Genomic DNA, 18,624 nt, shown 5'->3' on the forward strand with positions numbered 1-18,624 from the left:
AACATTACTCCTGTGTGGGCATGACTTTCTTGCGTAAATATTGAAACTGCTCGGTAATTTCTGCCTTAAACAAAGGGCGCTCTGGCCGCCAAGGCAACACGCGGCCAATTGCGACATCAACAAAAAACGGAATTGGTAACCACTGCCCGCGCCCCATCGCGCGACCTAGCCCATGCATATACACCGGTACGATCGGTGCATCAGGAAATTCCTGCGCCAGATACCAGAGGCCTGATTTGATTTCGGACAATTGCTCAGGCTCGCCACGTGTGCCCTCGGGAAACAAAATCAGCACCTTGCCTTGCTGCAGCGCTTCGCGGCATCCCGCCAGTGGATCGCTGCCTTTTTTCGCGCCACCGCGCTGCACCGGAATAATCCCAACCACCTTGGTCGCAAACCACGCCATCGCCTTGTTGCGCAAGAAGTAATCCGCCGCCGCCGCAGGGCGCACATTCGGAATGTCTTTCAGATCAAACAGCGAATACAAAGTCAGAATATCGAGGTGGCTATTGTGGTTCGCGATGATGATTGCTGGCCCCGTGTGCGGCAAACGATCGCCATTGCGCACCGTTAAACCCAGCCAAAGCCTGACCACGGGACGCGCGATCAGCAGGACAAATAAGGTTCGGAGATTGAACATGCTCTGCCTCAAATTCATTAATTAGAAATAGAGGTAGCGGATGAAGTGGTAAAACAGCGGCGCGGTATAGGTCAGCGAATCGAGCCGATCCAAAATCCCGCCATGTCCTGGCAGCAGCGTACCCGAATCTTTAACGCCTAAATCGCGCTTCACTGCTGAAATGACAATATCGCCAATAAAGCCCATCGTTCCGATCAGCAAACCGGCGCACGCGGCGTACAGTGGCGAGAGTGGCGTTAAGTGCGGTGCAATTAACCAAGCTAGTAGAGTCGTAGTCGCAATACCACCCAGCAAACCACCCAAGGTTTTATTCGGGCTGACCGTCGGGCTGGCTTTGCGGCGACCGATGGATTTGCCCCATAAATACTGCGCCACATCGTTGGCCTGAGTTAAAGCGACCAAGAAAAACACCAACTTAGCACCCTCTGCCGGCGAGCCGGGTAAAGTCAGCAAGGCGGCCAGATGCGACAGGCTAAACACGCAAATCATCAAGCCCCAGTGCAGTGATGAGGCCGAATTTAAGAAGCCTTTGGTTTCACCAATCAACACCATCCGCATCGGCAGCAAGAGCAACATATACACCGGAATAAACAACACAAACATGCCGTACCACGAAATGCCAATCCAGAAGTATTGCAGCGGAATCGCCAGATAAGCCCAGAACAGCACCACATGATCGGCTTGGCGGGTACTTGATAATGTGAGGTATTCTTTAAACGCCAGAAAACTAATCAGGCCAAACACTGCCAACGCCAATTGCAATTGGCCGATCAGCGTGAGCGAAAACACCAGTACGATCCACCACCAAGTGTTAATCCGCGCTTTAAGCTCGCGCCAATCTTTACTTGGATAACGCGCGCCCAACACCGCCATTGTGCTACTCGCAATCAGCAACAAACCGAAAACGGCCAGTAAAGCCCAGCGCAATTGCGGCGCCATATTACTGATCAACTCAGGCATGTTTCACCTCGTTCAAAATGGATTTGACGCGCTTTACACAAGTGACCAGTAATAAAACGGTACAAAGGCCAAACACCCCACTTAACACAAAAGTGCCAGTTGGAATCCAGCCTAAGCCGTAGGCCAAGCCCAGCGCGCCAAAAACAAAAGCGCGATCACTTTTCCCCAGCGGGCCATCATAACGGCGACTTGCACCTAGCATCGGGCCTAGTACGCCGATGTACTCGGTGATGATTGCCAAAATGAGCACCGCAAAGATCAGCGGCACAGCGATCGCATCGTCGACATGCCAAGCCAAGATGAAGAAGGGAATTATCAGAGCGACATCCGAAATTACATCGCCCGTTTCATTCAGAATCGCGCCAAGATTGGATTTCTGACCATGCTCACGCGCTAACATGCCATCAATGGCATTGAGCGCCATCCGAACAAACAGCCAAACAGGCAGCAGCAACCACAAACGATAGCCGCCGTCTTCTGGCCGCCATAGCGCGGCATAGGCAAACAACAAGATGCCCAAACTCACCGAGATCAACATCGCAGTGACGGTAACGGCATTCGCTGTAATCCCCCATGAGGCTAGCCTCCTCACGATGGGGCGCAATAAGTTTTGAAACGATGCTTTAAGTTGATAGATCGACACAGTTAACCGCGCTTCAATTTGAATGTCATTATTATTACCAACATTCCAAAGTAATGAAAACAACATCAATTCGTAAGCCAGCCAAGCTAACCATTATGGCCTCGATGATGAATCATGAAACAACCACAACCAGGCGACGAAGAAAATAACAAATAATTATTTATAAACATGCAATTAACAAAATTAAGTACAAACCCTAATTTCATTTTTATGGTTTTACATAAACACGAAACAGTCCAAACAATGTGAATTTGCCAAGCCATGAAAATGTAAAAATACACACTCGCACTCAAAAAAATTACAAAAAAAAACCGACCCAAGGGCCGGTTCGTAAAATCAAGAGCCGAAGCCCCTGATGTGCGCAAATATCAGTCAGATTACTCCGACTTCAGTTCGGTGGTTTACTACAAAAACAGTGGCTTGGTTTAATTGTGCAAGCCCAACAAAACCAAGCAGTTAATCTGGACGCGATCATAGCAGAAGCCAAGCAATTGCTAGTAGCAAAGCGGATCACAGCAGTGATACAAAACACATCCACGTCAAAACCGTAGCTACTCTAGCCACGCGACATTCATGTTAACTCAGCCGCTATCGCGGCAATTCTGGCCTGCTCTACCGCTTGCGGTATCAGCTTTTTATCCGCGCATTGCTGAGCGATTTCCCCCGCATTTACCGCATTGGCAGCGGCTAGCAAGCGCAATAAATAGCTCGCTTGTGGATATTCGCAATGTTCAAACTGATAACGACCTCTGGCATCTGCCACACAGGCATCAAGCATTTGGCTAAAACGCTCGGGGCGGCGGAAGGCATCGCAGCGGATAAACAGTTTTAATACTGTTTCTGGGCGTAATTGCTGCGCAGTGTGCACCAAAGTGTGGTCGCGGCAGGTCATCACCGCCAAATCACGGCATTCGGCTGGCACACGCAAACGCTGACACAGCGCCTCCACCAAAGGCACGCCGCGTTGTTCGTGCATAATATGGCGCGGTAATACATCGGCCGGCGTCAACGCTTTGCCCAAATCGTGACACAGCGCGGCAAAACGCGTCGCCAAAGGCCAGCCTTGCGCTGCGGCATAGTCCAGCACCAGCATTGTATGCAAGCCGGTATCGACTTCTGGGTGGTAATCCGCGCGTTGCGGCACACCCCATAGCGCGTCGATCTCGGGCGCGATGCGCGCCAAAGCGCCGGATTCGCGCAGCGCGGCAAACATCAGGCTGGGCTGGTCTTCCATTAAGCCCTTGGCCATTTCTTGCCACACTCGCTCGGGCACTAAATGATCAACTTCGCCATCGGCGACCATCTGGTGCATCAGTGCCATCGTATCGGGTGCTGTGCTAAAGCCAAACCGCGCGGCAAAGCGCGCCAATCGTAGAATCCGCACCGGGTCTTCGCTAAAGGCGGGCGACACATGCCGCAGCACTTTGGCGGCCAAATCGGCTTGGCCGTGGTAGGGGTCGATAATCGTGCCGTCATCGTCCTGCGCCATCGCGTTAATCGTTAAATCGCGGCGCAGTAAATCTTCTTCTAGCGTCACTTCAGGGCTAGCATGAACAACAAAGCCAGTATAGCCATGACCGTCTTTACGCTCGGTGCGTGCCAGTGCATACTCTTGATGGGTATTTGGATGCAAAAACACCGGAAAATCTTTGCCAACCGCCTGATAACCCAGCGCGAGCATTTGTTCTGGCGTTGCGCCGACGACGACCCAGTCGATGTCTTTTACCGGTAAACCGAGCAAACGGTCGCGCACAGCGCCGCCAACGCGATAGATCTGCATTCCATATCCTTAGTTTTAAGAGTTACTTCAAGTCTGCGTCAAAAACGTTCTACAATCGAGCTACGTTATTATCCCTCATTTAACCTGCAGGATGAGTTATGAAAATCGCAAACAATGTCACGGAACTGATCGGTAAAACCCCGCTAGTGCGTTTAAATCGCCTCAATAGCGGCGGCGCGACCATCGTTGCCAAGCTTGAATACATGAATCCATCGCATTCGGTCAAAGACCGTATCGCCGTGAGCATGATCGACGCCGCTGAAGCGGCGGGCAAAATCGGCCCAGATACGGTGATTGTTGAACCGACTTCTGGCAACACTGGCATTGGCTTGGCAATGGTATGTGCGGCACGCGGCTACAAACTGGTTTTAACCATGCCAGAAACCATGTCGAAAGAACGTCGCGCGCTGTTACGTGGCTACGGTGCCGAGCTGATTTTGACGCCTGGCCCTGAAGGCATGGGCGGCGCGATTGCGAAGGCCAAAGCGCTAACTGAAGAACACGCCAACTACTTTATGCCACAGCAGTTTGAAAACCCAGCCAACCCAGAAATTCACCGCAACACGACGGCGGTTGAATTATGGGAAGACACTGACGGGCAAATTGATATTTTGGTTGCGGGCGTTGGTACCGGTGGCACGATTACTGGCGTGGCGGAAGTGTTGAAGGCAAAAAAACCATCATTTAAAGCGATTGCGATCGAACCCGATGCCAGCCCTGTGCTGAGCGGCGGCGCCAAAGGCCCACATCCGATCCAAGGGATTGGCGCTGGTTTTGTACCAGGCGTACTCAATACGGCGATTTACGACGAAGTAATCCGCGTGAGCAACGACGATGCCTTTGCGACTGCACGCGCGATGGCAACGCAAGAAGGTATTTTGTGCGGCATTTCAGCGGGCGCAGCCACTTGGGCGGCGATTGAAGTGGCAAAACGTCCAGAAAACGCCGGCAAACTGATCGCGGTGATTATCCCATCATTTGGCGAGCGCTATTTGTCGACCAAGTTGTTTGAAGGTTTGGCCGATTAATATCAGGTATAGCCCGCCAGCCCTTATGTAAAATAAATTGGTGGGCTATACCCTATATTTCAAAATCCACGCGTTCATCAACCTCGCGCCAATTGCTAATATCGCGAAAGACCAAAACGGCACCAATCGTGCGCATCTGTTCATCTCGTATTCGCGCGGCACACTCTTCAACCTGAAAATTCAAGCCAAATTTATTGAGTAAGACACTACGGCGCGCGCCGTGGTATTGCCCGCCATCGCTAAGCACCTCCGCCACTATATCCGGCAACGGCAAGCGGGTGTAACGATCTACCGATTGATAAATTGCAATTAAACTTTGCCCCTTTGCCGCAGCCAGATCCCAGCCTATCAGCGATGAGGCTACTGGATTTACATACTCGACACGCCCAAATAGATCCGTCGTAATGACACCATCTGCGATGGATTCAAGCGTGGCTTGAGCTCTTTGCTGTTCGGAAATAAGTGCCTTTTGTGCCAAGCGAATACCGGTAATATCGCGACCAATACCGCGATAACCCATAAACTCGCCATCTTCGCTGTAGAAAGGAACACCCGAAACACTAAGAATGACCGCTTCGCGCCCCAATTGCGCGGTGTATTCAAAATCCCGATAAGCTTGCCTTGCTGCCAATACGGCACGATGGGCATCCCACTCCTCAGGGCTTAAGCCACCCGAACCAAGATCCCAGCGATGTTTGCCAATAAAATAACTCGGCGTAATATCGAAGCGCGAAAAGAAACCACCGGTCACCACAGTAAACCGAGCCTCGACGTCTTGCTCCCAAAACCAGTCACTGGATAAATCAACCATTTCTTCTAAGCGGCGATTGCTTTCCACTAACAGGGCTTTTTCAGTGCTAAGAAGCGAAATATCGCGCACTTGCATCGCCAAGGCGATGGTTTGTAACAACTCATTACGCAAGGGATGGAGCAACACTTCAAATTGCTGTGCCACCCCAGAGGGGGCAGAATAGCGCGTTGCAAAATTGAGAGAATGGGCAAGATTGCCTATTTCGGCAGAGCTGAGCAACACGTCAAAGCGACCCACCAAATTGGCGTCTTCTGGGGCAAACCATTGCTGTGCCGTTTGATTGGCATAAATGATCTTGCCATCGGGTTGGCGAATCACCAGTGCATCATGGCTTTCTTGCATGAGTTGGGCGAGTAACTGGACCTGATCATTGCGTTCACTTTCATCACCTTTTGCCTGTAACAGCATTTCTAGCGCCCACTGGCGGGAGTGGTAAAGAAACTGGATCAAAGCCGCCAGCAACAGCAAGCCCAACATGGCCATACCAAAAGCAAGCGAGAGCCATTCTTGATACTGTACGGACAGCACTTCGTCATAACTTTGAAACTCGATCCGCCATTGTCGACCGGGCAAGTGAACTAAAGTAGAAAACCGATGATTGATAGTGCCAGCTTGTACAGAGGAAGATTGAATCACCTTGCTAGCATGATTCGCACTCCCACTAGCCTGTGAGTAGTCTTGATCATAAAGTTGCCAGCCTAAATGTTCATGATCGTGCATCCGATTCATCGGACGGACTATGTCATCAAGGCGTACATAGGCCACGATGGTGCCCACATGATGAGTACGCCGCTCATCAATCGTCGGCTCAACCGGTAAATCATGATAAATCGGGGCATAGAGGCAAAAAATGCGAGGCGTTTGCACTTCCAAATTAAATATTGGACCGACCAATAAACGCCCGCTATCACGTGCCGCATTAAGGCCTTCTTTGAGCAAATCGGATTCGGCTAGATTGTTGCCAAGCAATGGTTCGGTAAGCCGATTAATCGGGTAAAGATGCTCAAGTAACAAGGGCTGCGCCGTTTTGATAGGGCCTGGCGTATAATTTTGAAATGCCAGCGGCGCAACTCGCTTATCTGCTCGGACTTGATTGATATGCTGTGACAAATCCGCCAATTGAACGGGGCGCGCCAAACCAACCGCCAAGAGGCTGGGTTGACGGTACATCACATTGCTTTGCAATAATAAATTATAAAACTCAGCGCGATCTAACTGCGGGTGGAGCGTTAGCGCGGCCTGCAGTCCCAACACCACTTCTTGCAATTGCACCAAACGGTCTTCTAATTGCCCTGCTTTGCTTTGCGTAATGACGCGCAGGTGCTCAGCCGAAGCCGTTCGCATTTGTTGCTGAATTAGCAACAAACCCGCACAAATCACAGCCATACCAACCAAGCTAACCGTCAGGAAAACAAAATAGCGGCGCAAAAAAGTCCAAAATACTTGCAATGCCCACTCCAAAAAAACAGGGTTGATGACTCAACCCTATTTTTCATACTCTCGCCGCGAATGAAACTAAAAGTGAATGCGCAGTGCTGAAGTGTCTCAATTTGACCCTAAGAATAACTGGTAGGCTTGGTTTTCCGTTTCGATCCAGTATGGATAACCTAGGCGCGACAGGAAATCTTGGAATTGCACATCATCGCTTGGTGGCACCTGAATACCAACCAAAACACGACCATAGTCTGCGCCATGATTGCGGTAGTGAAAAAGCGAAATATTCCAGTTATCGCTCATGCCGTTCAAGAAATTCAGCAAGGCCCCCGGACGCTCTGGAAATTCAAACCGAATCACGCGCTCATGCAAAGCTTGTGGCGCTTGGCCCCCAACCAAATGGCGAATGTGTAATTTTGCCATCTCGTTGTCTGTCAAATCGAGCGCAGCCAAACCTTCATCAGCCAACTTGCCAATTAGATCGACCACTTCGCTGCGCTGTTGAATCGATAAGCCCACAAATACATGCGCTTTTTCGCTCGATCCATAACGATAGTTAAACTCAGTCACCGCCCGAGCGCCGATCAGACTGCAGAACTTGCGGAAACTACCCGGTTTTTCTGGCACCGTCACCGCCATAATCGCTTCGCGCTGCTCACCCATTTCGGCTTGTTCAGCTACATAACGCAAACGATCAAAGTTCATATTCGCGCCCGAAGCAATCGCGATCAGCGTTTGATCTTGCACCCCTTCACGCGCAGCCCAAGCCTTCATCCCCGCAATCGCCAACGCACCGGCCGGTTCGAGAATCGAGCGATTATCTTCAAACACGTCTTTAATCGCAGCACACATTGCATCGGTGTCGACCAAAATCACGTCATCGACAAATTCTTTAGATAAACGGAAGGTCTCTTCCCCGACTTGTTTGACCGCCACGCCATCGGCAAAAATTCCGACTTGTGGCAAGGTGATGCGCTCGCCTAATTTCAACGACAAATACATGGCATTGGCATCAGTCGGCTCAACGCCAATCACTTTCACATCTGGGCGCAAGCGCTTGATATACGCCGCCATACCCGCCAATAAGCCACCGCCGCCAACGGGAATAAACACCGCATGCAGCGGATCGGGATGCTGACGCAAAATCTCCATCGCAACCGTACCTTGGCCAGCAATAACATCGGGATCGTCGTACGGGTGGACAAAAGTTGCGCCCGTTTCGGCCGCCAACTTCACCGCATGCTCATAACAGTCGGAGTATGACTCGCCAACCAGCACCACTTCTGCGCCACGGCGAGATACAGCCTCTACTTTAATGCGCGGCGCGGTGGCCGGCATTACGATAGTCGCGCGGCATTTCAGGTGTTGCGCCGCCAAGGCCACGCCTTGCGCATGATTCCCAGCTGACGCCGCGACAACGCCCCGCTCTAATTCGGCACGGCTTAACTGCACCATGCGGTTATAAGCACCACGGATCTTGAACGAAAATACGGGCTGCATATCTTCGCGCTTGAAATAGACATTATTGCCAATTCGACGCGATAGATTCGGCGCAAATTCCAACGGAGATTCAACCGCCACGTCATAAACACGGGCAGATAGCGTACGTTCAAGATAATCTTTTGTCATAGTGTTTGGCCAAAATAGAAATGGGCGAATTACCGCCGTAATTCACCCATTTTAACCTTAAATACCGCGCAAATTGTTTCAATGATCGGTTAATGATTGCCTTATTTCTTCGATCTTTGGCAAACAGCGGAAAAAAGCGTCGACAACTGCGGGGTCAAAATGCTTCCCTGATTGTTCACGAATAGTCTCCAATACCCGATCACGCGGCCACGGGTCTTTGTAGCAGCGCGCATGGGTTAAAGCGTCATACACATCGGCCAAGGCAATAATTCGCCCAGCAATATGAATTTCATCGCCCTTCAATTTACGCGGATAACCCGAGCCATCCCATTTTTCGTGGTGTTCATATGCAATAATCGACGCCATTTTTAAGATGCGGGGCTTGGACTCACGCAGCATGTCATAACCTAACTGCGCATGTGTATCCATCACCGCACGCTCTGCAACATCCAACGGGCCCGGTTTATTTAACACCATGTCTGGAATACCAACCTTGCCGATATCGTGCAAAGGGCTAGCCGCACGAATAATTTGCGCCTCTTCATCACCCAAACCCAGCTCGAGCGCAAGCACGTAGGAAAACTCGGCCATCCGATGAATGTGTTTGCCCGTGTCTTTGGAGCGATTTTCTATGACTTCCGACAGCTGGTAGATAATACTGCGCTGCGTATCTTCGATCTCTTTATTGAGCATTAAATTTTCATACGCAATCGACACATTTTTACAGAAAAGATCGACTAGATTGGCATCAGGATGCGACAGCTCGACCGGACCATCGATAATCAATAAATTAATGGGGCCATGCGGTGAAATAAAAAAACCAACAAAGTGATCGCTCGCAAAAACACTATGTTGCTTTGCAATCGCTTCATCGATTGAAGGCTGTAGCCGAGTCAATTCAGTTTGCCCCAATGCACGTCCACAATACTGCTGATACCCTCCAGTAGCATACATCACAACCACTTCATTATCATGGCTTAGAGCCGCCATACCCCCATTAACAACCAAATACAGTGCATCTTGCTCAAAAAATAGTAGCGATTGCAACTGCTCCAGTACGCCTTGCGCAAACTGGTGAATCGATTGCATCCGAAAGATCGTCGTTGAGGCATCCACCACTTTGATTAAGCCACGGCGATTGGCCTCGAGCTGGCGGCGTTGATGCTCGATCAGCATGATGTCGTTATACGAGCGCAGCGTACCAAGGACAGAGGTATAGAGTTTATCCCGTGTGAGCTCGGTTTTCGCTTTGTAATCGTTGATATCGTAGTTCTCGATCACGTGGCGTTCTGGCGCAACGCCAGGCTGCCCTGTACGTAAAATAATTCGGATATGGTGGTTGTCCAAGGTTTCACGTATTTCACGCGCCACGAGCAAACCCGCATCTTCTGTTTCCATTACGACATCGAGTAAAACTAAGGCGATATCTTGGCGAGTACTTAAAAGCTCAAGTGCCTCTTTACCCGAAAAGCACGACATAATATTCAGCGGACGCTTTAAAAAATCGATATTCGACAAGGCGAGCTTGGTTACGTGATGAATATCTGGCTCATCATCCACAACTAGCACATTCCAAGGCTCGATCTTGCTGGCTTGATCATCCAGCGTATCATCTTCTAACCAGTTATCGTCGTCGAGCATACTCATCCTATCTTTCTCCCTTTAAGACGCGGGGAAATACCAAAACAAAACAGGCCCCGCCTCCCGGCGTATCCTCAATACTGATCCGTCCTTTGAGCTGGGCGGCAACAATATTGTGAACAATGCTCATGCCTAAACCACTGCCACCCTGCCCACGTTTTGTAGTGTAGAACGGCTCAAACACTTTTGCTCGTACACTTGGATCGATGCCGATGCCGTTATCCATAAAACGCAACTCGATTTCGGATTCATCCAACAACTTCACTTCGATGAGAATGTGCCCCTTTTCGATTCCGGCAAAGGCATGCAACAGCGCATTATTGAGTAAATTATTGATAATTTGCGTAAACGCACTGGGATAGGTATGCACCAAAACACCATCAGGGCAATGAACCTCAATCGTATGGCAAGTGTGCTTTAAACTAGGCTTGAGTGATTGCAGAATTTCATCTAAATACAAACCCAAGTCAAAGTCGCGGACCACTTCTGCAGTCTGGTCTACCGAGATGTTTTTAAAGCTGCGAATCAGGGCGGCGGCATTATTACAGTGGCGTAAAATAAGCTGACTGGCCTCACTTGCCACCGCCAAATAATGCTGCAAATCGGTTTTCTTTAGCGCACCACTATCCATCTGCGCTAACACACTGTGCGTGTCTTCGCTTAATGTGGATGCTGCAGTCAAGGCAATACCCAAGGGGGTGTTGACCTCATGTGCAACGCCAGCAACTAAGGCGCCGAGTGCCGCCAATTTTTCCGATTCAATCATTTGCAACTGGGTGCCACGTAGCTGGGCCACTGCTTTTTCAGCGGCTTCTTTGGCCTGAGACAACTCAATCATCGCTTTTCGTTGGGCCGTGATATCCGTTTGCGCCCCAACAACACTCAGAATCGCCCCCTCGGGATCACGATCGGCTACCGCTCGCGACAAAACAATAATCCAATGTCCATCTTTATGCCGCATTCTAAATTCTGCTTCAAATATCAGTTCAGCAACAAGCTCACGGGACTGAGTAAATTGAGCAAAGCCTTGCCTAACACGTTCGACATCGTCAGGATGAATAAAGCCATCAAAAGTTGCGGCACTGTTTGGTAATTCCGCATCGCCATAGCCCAAGATGGCTTTCCAGCGGCTGGAAAAATACCAAATATCTTTATCAGCTTTCCATTCCCAAATGCCATCTCCTGTCGCGCTTAATGCTAGCAACCACCGCCGCTCAGAGCGGCGCAATTGCAGACCGATTTCATTGATTTCATCCAGTGCATCCGCGAATAAATCATTTTTATCGTTCAATTCGCGAATCACGGTTTCTTGCTGCCGCATAATTGGCTGCAACGAAGTCAGTAGAGGAAGAAAATTCGGGCTCAAAAGCTGAAGTTTGTCGGATGGTAGGTGGACTAAATCGGGCAAGATTGCGATTGCGGCTTGCTGCTGCTTATGAAATTGCAGCAAAAAATAGAGAAAAGGGATCAGTGTGCTGAGCAAAAAGAACAACCCTAAAAAGAACACACCCAACAGATCTAATTGCAAGGTTAATAAAATATGCGCACGATGCCCGCCCATGCTGGTATTGCTCACCATCAGCAAGAACAGGCCAAAGATCAACAAGGCCAGCAATGGCAACGCCAACAGATATAGCCATCGACGTGAAGTTAAAAATCCGATCACACGACTCTCAGAATGGTTAGGTCACTCAATTACTATAGACAAGGATTGTTCTACCTTGCAGCAGTCGTGATCTTTAAATTTCACCACCAGCCCCGATCTAATTGCTATCAATTTGAAAGGAAGTTGCCATGACGCAAATGACGCCACAAGAAATCGTCCATGAATTGGATAAACATATCGTTGGGCAATCTGCAGCCAAAAAAGCCGTTGCCATTGCCCTTCGTAACCGTTGGCGTCGCCAGCAAGTGGCCGAGCCGCTTCGTAACGAAATTACCCCAAAAAATATTTTGATGATCGGACCCACCGGCGTCGGGAAAACTGAAATTGCCCGGCGTTTGGCCAAGCTAGCTGATGCACCATTTATTAAAGTCGAAGCGACCAAATTTACTGAAGTTGGCTATGTCGGCAAGGATGTCGATAGCATCATTCGCGATTTAATGGAGATTGCCATTAAACAAGTACGTGATATTGCGATTAGCCGCAATCGCGTTCGCGCTGAAGACGCCGCAGAAAACCGCATTTTAGATGTACTGTTGCCACCACCCGCAGGCAACAATAACTATGGCAGCGTCAATGGCGAAGACCCAATGGCCGAAACGCGCCAGAAATTCCGCAAGATGCTTCGGGAAGGCAAATTCGATGACAAAGAAATCGACATTGAAGTAGCTGCGGCAGCACCAACAATGGAGGTGTTTAGCCCCCCTGGGATGGAAGACTTCTCCAGCCAAATTCAGCAAATGTTTAAGGGGGCAATGGGCGGAAAAACTAAATCGCAAAAAATGAAAGTGGTCGATGCGATGAAGCATCTGATCGATGAAGAGGCAGCCAAACTCGTTAACGAAGAAGATGCCAAAGCAGAAGCAGTCAGAGCTGTTGAACAACACGGTATCGTATTCATTGATGAAATCGATAAAGTAACCACTCGCTCCGAAGGCAGTGGAGGCGAGGTTTCTCGGCAAGGTGTGCAGCGCGATCTGTTGCCGCTGGTTGAGGGAACAACCGTCACTACAAAATACGGCATGGTAAAAACTGACCATATTTTATTCATCGCGAGCGGTGCGTTCCATCTCGCCAAACCATCGGATTTAATTCCTGAGTTACAAGGCCGGTTTCCAATTCGCGTTGAACTAAACTCATTAACCGTCGAAGATTTCGCCACCATTTTGACCGGTACTGATGCTTGTTTAGCCAAACAATATCAAGCTTTACTAGCCACAGAAGAAATTGACGTTGAATTCACCGCGGAAGGCATCAAGGAAATGGCGCAAATGGCATGGTCGGTGAATGAAAGTACCGAAAATATCGGGGCACGTCGCTTATATACCATCATGGAACGCTTGCTTGAGGACGTGTCATTTGACGCCAAACGCGGCAAAGTTTCAGTGAATGCACAATTTGTACGAGAAAAGTTAGGCTCCGTGGCCGGCAACGAAGATCTTGCCCGCTACATGTTGTAATACATGAACGAGTATTGCCCTGAAAGGCTTTTGAATACTAACCTTCAGGGCAATACATCTAAAAACTACAAGCAATACTCAGTCCTGCACCTTCAACCCCAGGACCAAACATATAGCGCGCAACAAAGCGAGTGCGCGTAATCATCGGAATTAAATCTGTCGAATCAACCTCAACCCCAGCCCCCAGGGTAGATAGATAATCAAACCCCAACTGCCCCGCCTGATCCCCATAATATCTCGAATGAGAAGCCTCTAGCACATAACGCAAGGGGCGAGCGAACAAATTCAAACCCGTTGGGGCTCGATAACGCGCGTAGATATTTGCCGTTTGTGAGTCTGCATTCGCATCAATGCTTTGGCCATTCGAAAACCCTTCTAAATGCATCGCCGAATAGCGTATTTCAAGATCAATCTCATGCTCAGGGCGAACAAGTTCATAATCAAGCATCAAAGCCCCCCCATAGCCTAGTGCATTCATGCTTCCGCCATGCGAAAAGTTATAATCCGTACCTAGTTTCTCGTTCAAAAACCAGTTGATCAGCTTTAAATCGCTCTGGACTGTCCCTAAAGAAAAATTCGCAATCGGGCGTAGCACTAAATCTTCACGCAAGGGGATATCCCAACCCACTCCGCCCATTACCGAAAGCGTCGTCCACTTCATAGGGATAGTACGACTCTCCTGGCCATTACTAGCAACAAAAGTGGGATCATAACGGCTGTACGCTATCGCCCCTTCTAAATATACGGGCACGGTATCACTGATAGTTGCACCACCGCCAAGCTGACTCATAACAAGGGTTTCACCATCGCTTTGCGTATTTTGCATACTCAAACTACTGCTGGCTAAATCCAAGATCACGGAATATGACATCATTGCGAGTACAGACTCGGCACGTTTTCGAATGGAATTAGGCTCGAAACTAAATTCGCTATTACGAACCGTCGCAGCATGTTCAGACGCGGCGAAAAGACAGGAAGAAACAAAAAAACTAATTATTGCGGTATTTAGATGACGCATACATCGACCCTTTGTTTAGCCGTAAGCATAACACTGAGCTAAAATTGCGCCAAATTGAAAATTCAAAGCAAAAAGCCCAGCTGAATCAGCTGGGCTTTCTATTAGGGAGTCTGGCAATGACCTACTTTCACACGGGCAATCCGCACTATCATCGGCGCTGAGGCGTTTCACTGTCCTGTTCGGGATGGGAAGGAGTGGGACCACCTCGCTATGGTCACCAGACAAAACTGGGTGAGTTAACTGCTTACCCCATTGGGTTTGCAATCACTCGAAATCAATAGAAGAAGTAATCTTTATTCTCTGTCTTAAACATTCACAATCGGGTCGATTGCACCTGTCGCTTAACGCGTCTCAGGTTATAGGATCAAGCCTCACGGGCAATTAGTATCGGTTAGCTTAACGTATTACTACGCTTCCACACCCGACCTATCAACGTCCTGGTCTCGAACGATCCTTTAGAGGTCTTAAAGACCTAGGGAAGTCTCATCTTGAGGCTAGTTTCGCGCTTAGATGCTTTCAGCGCTTATCTATTCCCGACTTAGCTACCCGGCAATGCCACTGGCGTGACAACCGGTACACCAGAGGTCAGTCCACTCCGGTCCTCTCGTACTAGGAGCAGCCCCCCTCAAACTTCCAACGCCCACTGCAGATAGGGACCAAACTGTCTCACGACGTTTTGAACCCAGCTCACGTACCACTTTAAATGGCGAACAGCCATACCCTTGGGACCGGCTACAGCCCCAGGATGTGATGAGCCGACATCGAGGTGCCAAACTCCGCCGTCGATGTGAACTCTTGGGCGGAATCAGCCTGTTATCCCCGGAGTACCTTTTATCCGTTGAGCGATGGCCCTTCCATTCAGAACCACCGGATCACTATGTCCTGCTTTCGCACCTGCTCGACTTGTCGGTCTCGCAGTTAAGCCGCCTTTTGCCATTACACTATCAGTACGATGTCCGACCGTACCTAGGCGACCTTCGAGCTCCTCCGTTACAATTTGGGAGGAGACCGCCCCAGTCAAACTGCCTACCATGCACGGTCCCCGATCCGGATAACGGACCTAGGTTAGAACCTCAAAGGGGTCAGGGTGGTATTTCAAGGACGGCTCCACAGAAACTGGCGTTCCTGCTTCAAAGCCTCCCACCTATCCTACACAAACCACTTCAAAGTCCAATGCAAAGCTACAGTAAAGGTTCACGGGGTCTTTCCGTCTAGCAGCGGGGAGATTGCATCTTCACAAACACTTCAACTTCGCTGAGTCTCGGGAGGAGACAGTAGGGCCATCGTTACGCCATTCGTGCGGGTCGGAACTTACCCGACAAGGAATTTCGCTACCTTAGGACCGTTATAGTTACGGCCGCCGTTTACTGGGACTTCAATCAAGAGCTTGCACCCCATCATTTAATCTTCCAGCACCGGGCAGGCGTCACACCGTATACATCCACTTTCGTGTTAGCACAGTGCTGTGTTTTTGATAAACAGTCGCAGCCCTCATTTCTCTGCGGCCTCATTGGGCTCCAGTTGTACACCTTCACCTACTAGAGGCACACCTTCTCCCGAAGTTACGGTGTCAATTTGCCGAGTTCCTTCTCCCGAGTTCTCTCAAGCACCTTAGAATTCTCATCCTACCCACCTGTGTCGGTTTGCGGTACGGTTCGATATTAGCTGAAGCTTAGTGGCTTTTCTTGGAAGCAGGGTATCGCTCACTTCGTCTACAAGTAGACTCGTCATCACGCCTCAGTGTTAAAGCAGCCCGGATTTGCCTAAGCCACACACCTACACGCTTAAACCAACTCTTCCAACCGTTGGCTGAGGTAACCTTCTCCGTCCCCACATCGCACTAATACCAAGTACAGGAATATTAACCTGTTTCCCATCGACTACGCATTTCTGCCTCGCCTTAGGGGCCGACTCACCCTGCGCCGATGAACGTTGCGCAGGAAACCTGGGGTTTTCGGTGAGGGGGCTTTTCACCCCCTTTATCGCTACTCATGTCAGCATTCGCACTTCTGATACCTCCAGCATCCTTCTCAAGACACCTTCACAGGCTTACAGAACGCTCCTCTACCATATGTACATCGTACATATCCGCGTCTTCGGTTATCAATTTGAGCCCCGTTACATCTTCCGCGCAGGACGACTCGACCAGTGAGCTATTACGCTTTCTTTAAATGATGGCTGCTTCTAAGCCAACATCCTGGCTGTCTATGCCTTCCCACCTCGTTTTCCACTTAATTGATCATTTGGGACCTTAGACGGCGGTCTGGGTTGTTTCCCTCTTGTCCCAGGACGTTAGCACCCCAGGACTGTCTCCCATGCTCGCACTTGACGGTATTCAGAGTTTGCCATGGTTTGGTAAGTCGCGATGACCCCCTAGCCATAACAGTGCTTTACCCCCGTCAGTGATACATGAGGCACTACCTAAATAGTTTTCGAGGAGAACCAGCTATTTCCAAGTTTGTTTAGCCTTTCACCCCTAGCCACAGCTCATCCCCTGACTTTGCAACGTCAGTGGGTTCGGACCTCCAGTGCGTGTTACCGCACCTTCATCCTGGCCATGGCTAGATCACTTGGTTTCGGGTCTACGCCCAGCAACTATGCGCCCTATTCGGACTCGGTTTCCCTACGCCTCCCCTATTTGGTTAAGCTTGCTACTGAACGTAAGTCGCTGACCCATTATACAAAAGGTACGCAGTCACAGAACAAGTCTGCTCCCACTGTTTGTATGCATCCGGTTTCAGGTTCTATTTCACTCCCCTCCCGGGGTTCTTTTCGCCTTTCCCTCACGGTACTGGTTCACTATCGGTCGATGATGAGTATTTAGCCTTGGAGGATGGTCCCCCCATCTTCAAACAGGATTTCTCGTGTCCCGCCTTACTTATCGTACGCTTAGTACCACAATTGTGTTTTCATATACGGGGCTATCACCCACTATGGCCGGACTTTCCATTCCGTTCTATTAACACGACTGTTATCACGTACAGGCTCTTCCCATTTCGCTCGCCACTACTTTGGGAATCTCGGTTGATTTCTTTTCCTGCGGTTACTTAGATGTTTCAGTTCACCGCGTTCGCTCTACATCACCTATGTATTCAGTGATGAGTGACCCAAAAGGGCCGGGTTTCCCCATTCGGAAATCGTGGGATCAAAGCACTTTGCCAGCTCCCCCACGCTTATCGCAGGCTATCACGTCCTTCGTCGCCTATCATCGCCAAGGCATCCACCAGATGCACTTATTCGCTTGATCCTATAACCTCAAACACGTTTTACCGTATCATCGGTTTAGAGTATCGGTATTTACGACTTGTTGAATGAGTTCTCACGTCATTCAACGCTGATCTTTCGATCAGAGATACAATCAACCCAATTTATTTACTGTTCACACCAAGTTGCCTTGATGCTCACATTGTTTAATTAGGAGATATTACTTCTTCTATTTTGTTAAAGAACGATACAGATGCCAAAGGCATTCTGATTTAAGAAACCAGAACAAAATAAACAAACCAGAATAAATCTGCTTGCTCACTGAATTCTGAACTCTTGTGATTGGTGGAGGATGACGGGATCGAACCGACGACCCCCTGCTTGCAAAGCAGGTGCTCTCCCAACTGAGCTAATCCCCCAATCTGGCATTACAAAGCTGTTTCCACTGATGAATCAATGGTGGGTCAAGCTGGAATCGAACCAGCGACCCCCGCCTTATCAAGACGGTGCTCTAACCGACTGAGCTACTGACCCAGCTTTTGTCTTCACTAGATCATCTCTAACTTCGCGATTACTTTTAGATAATCTACGCCGCCAGAGCTACTGACCCAGCTTCCAACCAAGTCCGTAACCCTGCAATGAATTGCTTCATTGCTCAGCTACTTTCTCTGTATCTTCAAACTCTACAGCCGATGAGTGTGAGTACTTGACCC

The 18,624-nt window shown here is 49.5% G+C and carries 11 protein-coding genes, 2 tRNA genes and 2 rRNA genes; 2 read left to right on the plus strand and 13 right to left on the minus strand.

The genetic code is table 11. The features are described 5' to 3' along the window. Positions 1–4: 4 nt before the first annotated feature. From NT239_06735 to NT239_06750, 4 genes are all read right to left on the minus strand, one after another. Positions 5–640, minus strand: coding sequence for a 1-acyl-sn-glycerol-3-phosphate acyltransferase (locus NT239_06735; protein ID XGA72517.1), 636 nt, complete (start codon positions 638–640; stop codon positions 5–7). Between the two features lie 21 nt (positions 641–661). After that, positions 662–1,600: a phosphatidate cytidylyltransferase gene (locus tag NT239_06740; protein XGA72518.1), complete on the minus strand. Its 939-nt coding sequence runs from the start codon at positions 1,598–1,600 to the stop codon at positions 662–664. Then, positions 1,593–2,309 carry a CDP-alcohol phosphatidyltransferase family protein gene (locus tag NT239_06745; protein XGA72519.1) on the minus strand — a complete coding sequence of 239 codons (717 nt, stop codon included), beginning with the start codon at positions 2,307–2,309 and terminating at the stop codon, positions 1,593–1,595. Before NT239_06745 ends, NT239_06740 begins: the two co-directional genes overlap by 8 nt. Before the next feature lie 505 nt (positions 2,310–2,814). Continuing rightward, a complete protein-coding gene (locus NT239_06750) occupies positions 2,815–4,023 on the minus strand; it encodes a multifunctional CCA addition/repair protein (GenBank protein XGA72520.1) in 1,209 nt (402 codons plus the stop codon). Between the two features lie 98 nt (positions 4,024–4,121). On the opposite strand from NT239_06750, the gene cysK reads away from it, so the two are divergent. Next, positions 4,122–5,051, plus strand: coding sequence for a cysteine synthase A (gene cysK, locus NT239_06755; GenBank protein XGA72521.1), 930 nt, complete (start codon positions 4,122–4,124; stop codon positions 5,049–5,051). A gap of 52 nt (positions 5,052–5,103) precedes the next feature. Here cysK and NT239_06760 read toward each other — a convergent pair whose 3' ends face one another. The 4 genes from NT239_06760 to NT239_06775 all read right to left on the minus strand — a co-directional run bounded on the left by NT239_06760 (position 5,104) and on the right by NT239_06775 (position 12,232). Next, entirely contained in the window at positions 5,104–7,311 is a 2,208-nt protein-coding gene (locus NT239_06760; GenBank protein XGA72522.1) for a PAS domain-containing protein, read from the minus strand. Positions 7,312–7,407: 96 nt separating this feature from the next. Continuing rightward, complete coding sequence (gene ilvA / locus NT239_06765; protein XGA72523.1) at positions 7,408–8,925, minus strand: threonine ammonia-lyase, biosynthetic; 1,518 nt, start codon at positions 8,923–8,925, stop codon at positions 7,408–7,410. 78 nt (positions 8,926–9,003) lie between these two features. Further along, positions 9,004–10,572, minus strand: coding sequence for a DUF3369 domain-containing protein (locus tag NT239_06770; protein ID XGA72524.1), 1,569 nt, complete (start codon positions 10,570–10,572; stop codon positions 9,004–9,006). A 1-nt stretch (position 10,573) separates the two neighbouring features. Continuing rightward, positions 10,574–12,232: a PAS domain-containing sensor histidine kinase gene (locus tag NT239_06775; GenBank protein ID XGA72525.1), complete on the minus strand. Its 1,659-nt coding sequence runs from the start codon at positions 12,230–12,232 to the stop codon at positions 10,574–10,576. 128 nt (positions 12,233–12,360) lie between these two features. On the opposite strand from NT239_06775, the gene hslU reads away from it, so the two are divergent. Next, a complete protein-coding gene (gene hslU, locus NT239_06780) occupies positions 12,361–13,689 on the plus strand; it encodes an ATP-dependent protease ATPase subunit HslU (GenBank protein XGA72526.1) in 1,329 nt (442 codons plus the stop codon). A 58-nt stretch (positions 13,690–13,747) separates the two neighbouring features. On the opposite strand, the gene NT239_06785 is transcribed toward hslU, so the two are convergent. From NT239_06785 to NT239_06805, 5 genes are all read right to left on the minus strand, one after another. Further along, a complete protein-coding gene (locus NT239_06785) occupies positions 13,748–14,707 on the minus strand; it encodes a hypothetical protein (protein ID XGA72527.1) in 960 nt (319 codons plus the stop codon). Positions 14,708–14,815: 108 nt separating this feature from the next. After that, positions 14,816–14,929 (minus strand): 5S ribosomal RNA (gene rrf / locus NT239_06790). Between the two features lie 138 nt (positions 14,930–15,067). Beyond that, positions 15,068–17,954: ribosomal RNA gene (locus NT239_06795) — 23S ribosomal RNA — on the minus strand. A gap of 300 nt (positions 17,955–18,254) precedes the next feature. Continuing rightward, a tRNA-Ala gene (locus NT239_06800) sits at positions 18,255–18,330 on the minus strand. A 38-nt stretch (positions 18,331–18,368) separates the two neighbouring features. Next, a tRNA-Ile gene (locus NT239_06805) sits at positions 18,369–18,445 on the minus strand. Between the last annotated feature and the right edge of the window lie 179 nt (positions 18,446–18,624).

The sequence above is a fragment of the Chitinibacter sp. SCUT-21 genome, assembly GCA_041874755.1.
Classification (GTDB): Bacteria; Pseudomonadota; Gammaproteobacteria; order Burkholderiales; family Chitinibacteraceae; genus Chitinibacter.

Excerpts from the sequence above, each read along its gene's own strand:
- NT239_06735 (XGA72517.1), bottom strand. The coding sequence starts at position 640 with ATGTTCAATCTCCGAACCTTATTTGTCCTGCTGATCGCGCGTCCCGTG.
- NT239_06740 (XGA72518.1), bottom strand. The coding sequence starts at position 1,600 with ATGCCTGAGTTGATCAGTAATATGGCGCCGCAATTGCGCTGGGCTTTA.
- NT239_06745 (XGA72519.1), bottom strand. The coding sequence starts at position 2,309 with ATGTTGTTTTCATTACTTTGGAATGTTGGTAATAATAATGACATTCAA.
- NT239_06750 (XGA72520.1), bottom strand. The coding sequence starts at position 4,023 with ATGCAGATCTATCGCGTTGGCGGCGCTGTGCGCGACCGTTTGCTCGGT.
- cysK (XGA72521.1), top strand. The coding sequence starts at position 4,122 with ATGAAAATCGCAAACAATGTCACGGAACTGATCGGTAAAACCCCGCTA.
- ilvA (XGA72523.1), bottom strand. The coding sequence starts at position 8,925 with ATGACAAAAGATTATCTTGAACGTACGCTATCTGCCCGTGTTTATGAC.
- NT239_06770 (XGA72524.1), bottom strand. The coding sequence starts at position 10,572 with ATGAGTATGCTCGACGACGATAACTGGTTAGAAGATGATACGCTGGAT.
- hslU (XGA72526.1), top strand. The coding sequence starts at position 12,361 with ATGACGCAAATGACGCCACAAGAAATCGTCCATGAATTGGATAAACAT.
- NT239_06785 (XGA72527.1), bottom strand. The coding sequence starts at position 14,707 with ATGCGTCATCTAAATACCGCAATAATTAGTTTTTTTGTTTCTTCCTGT.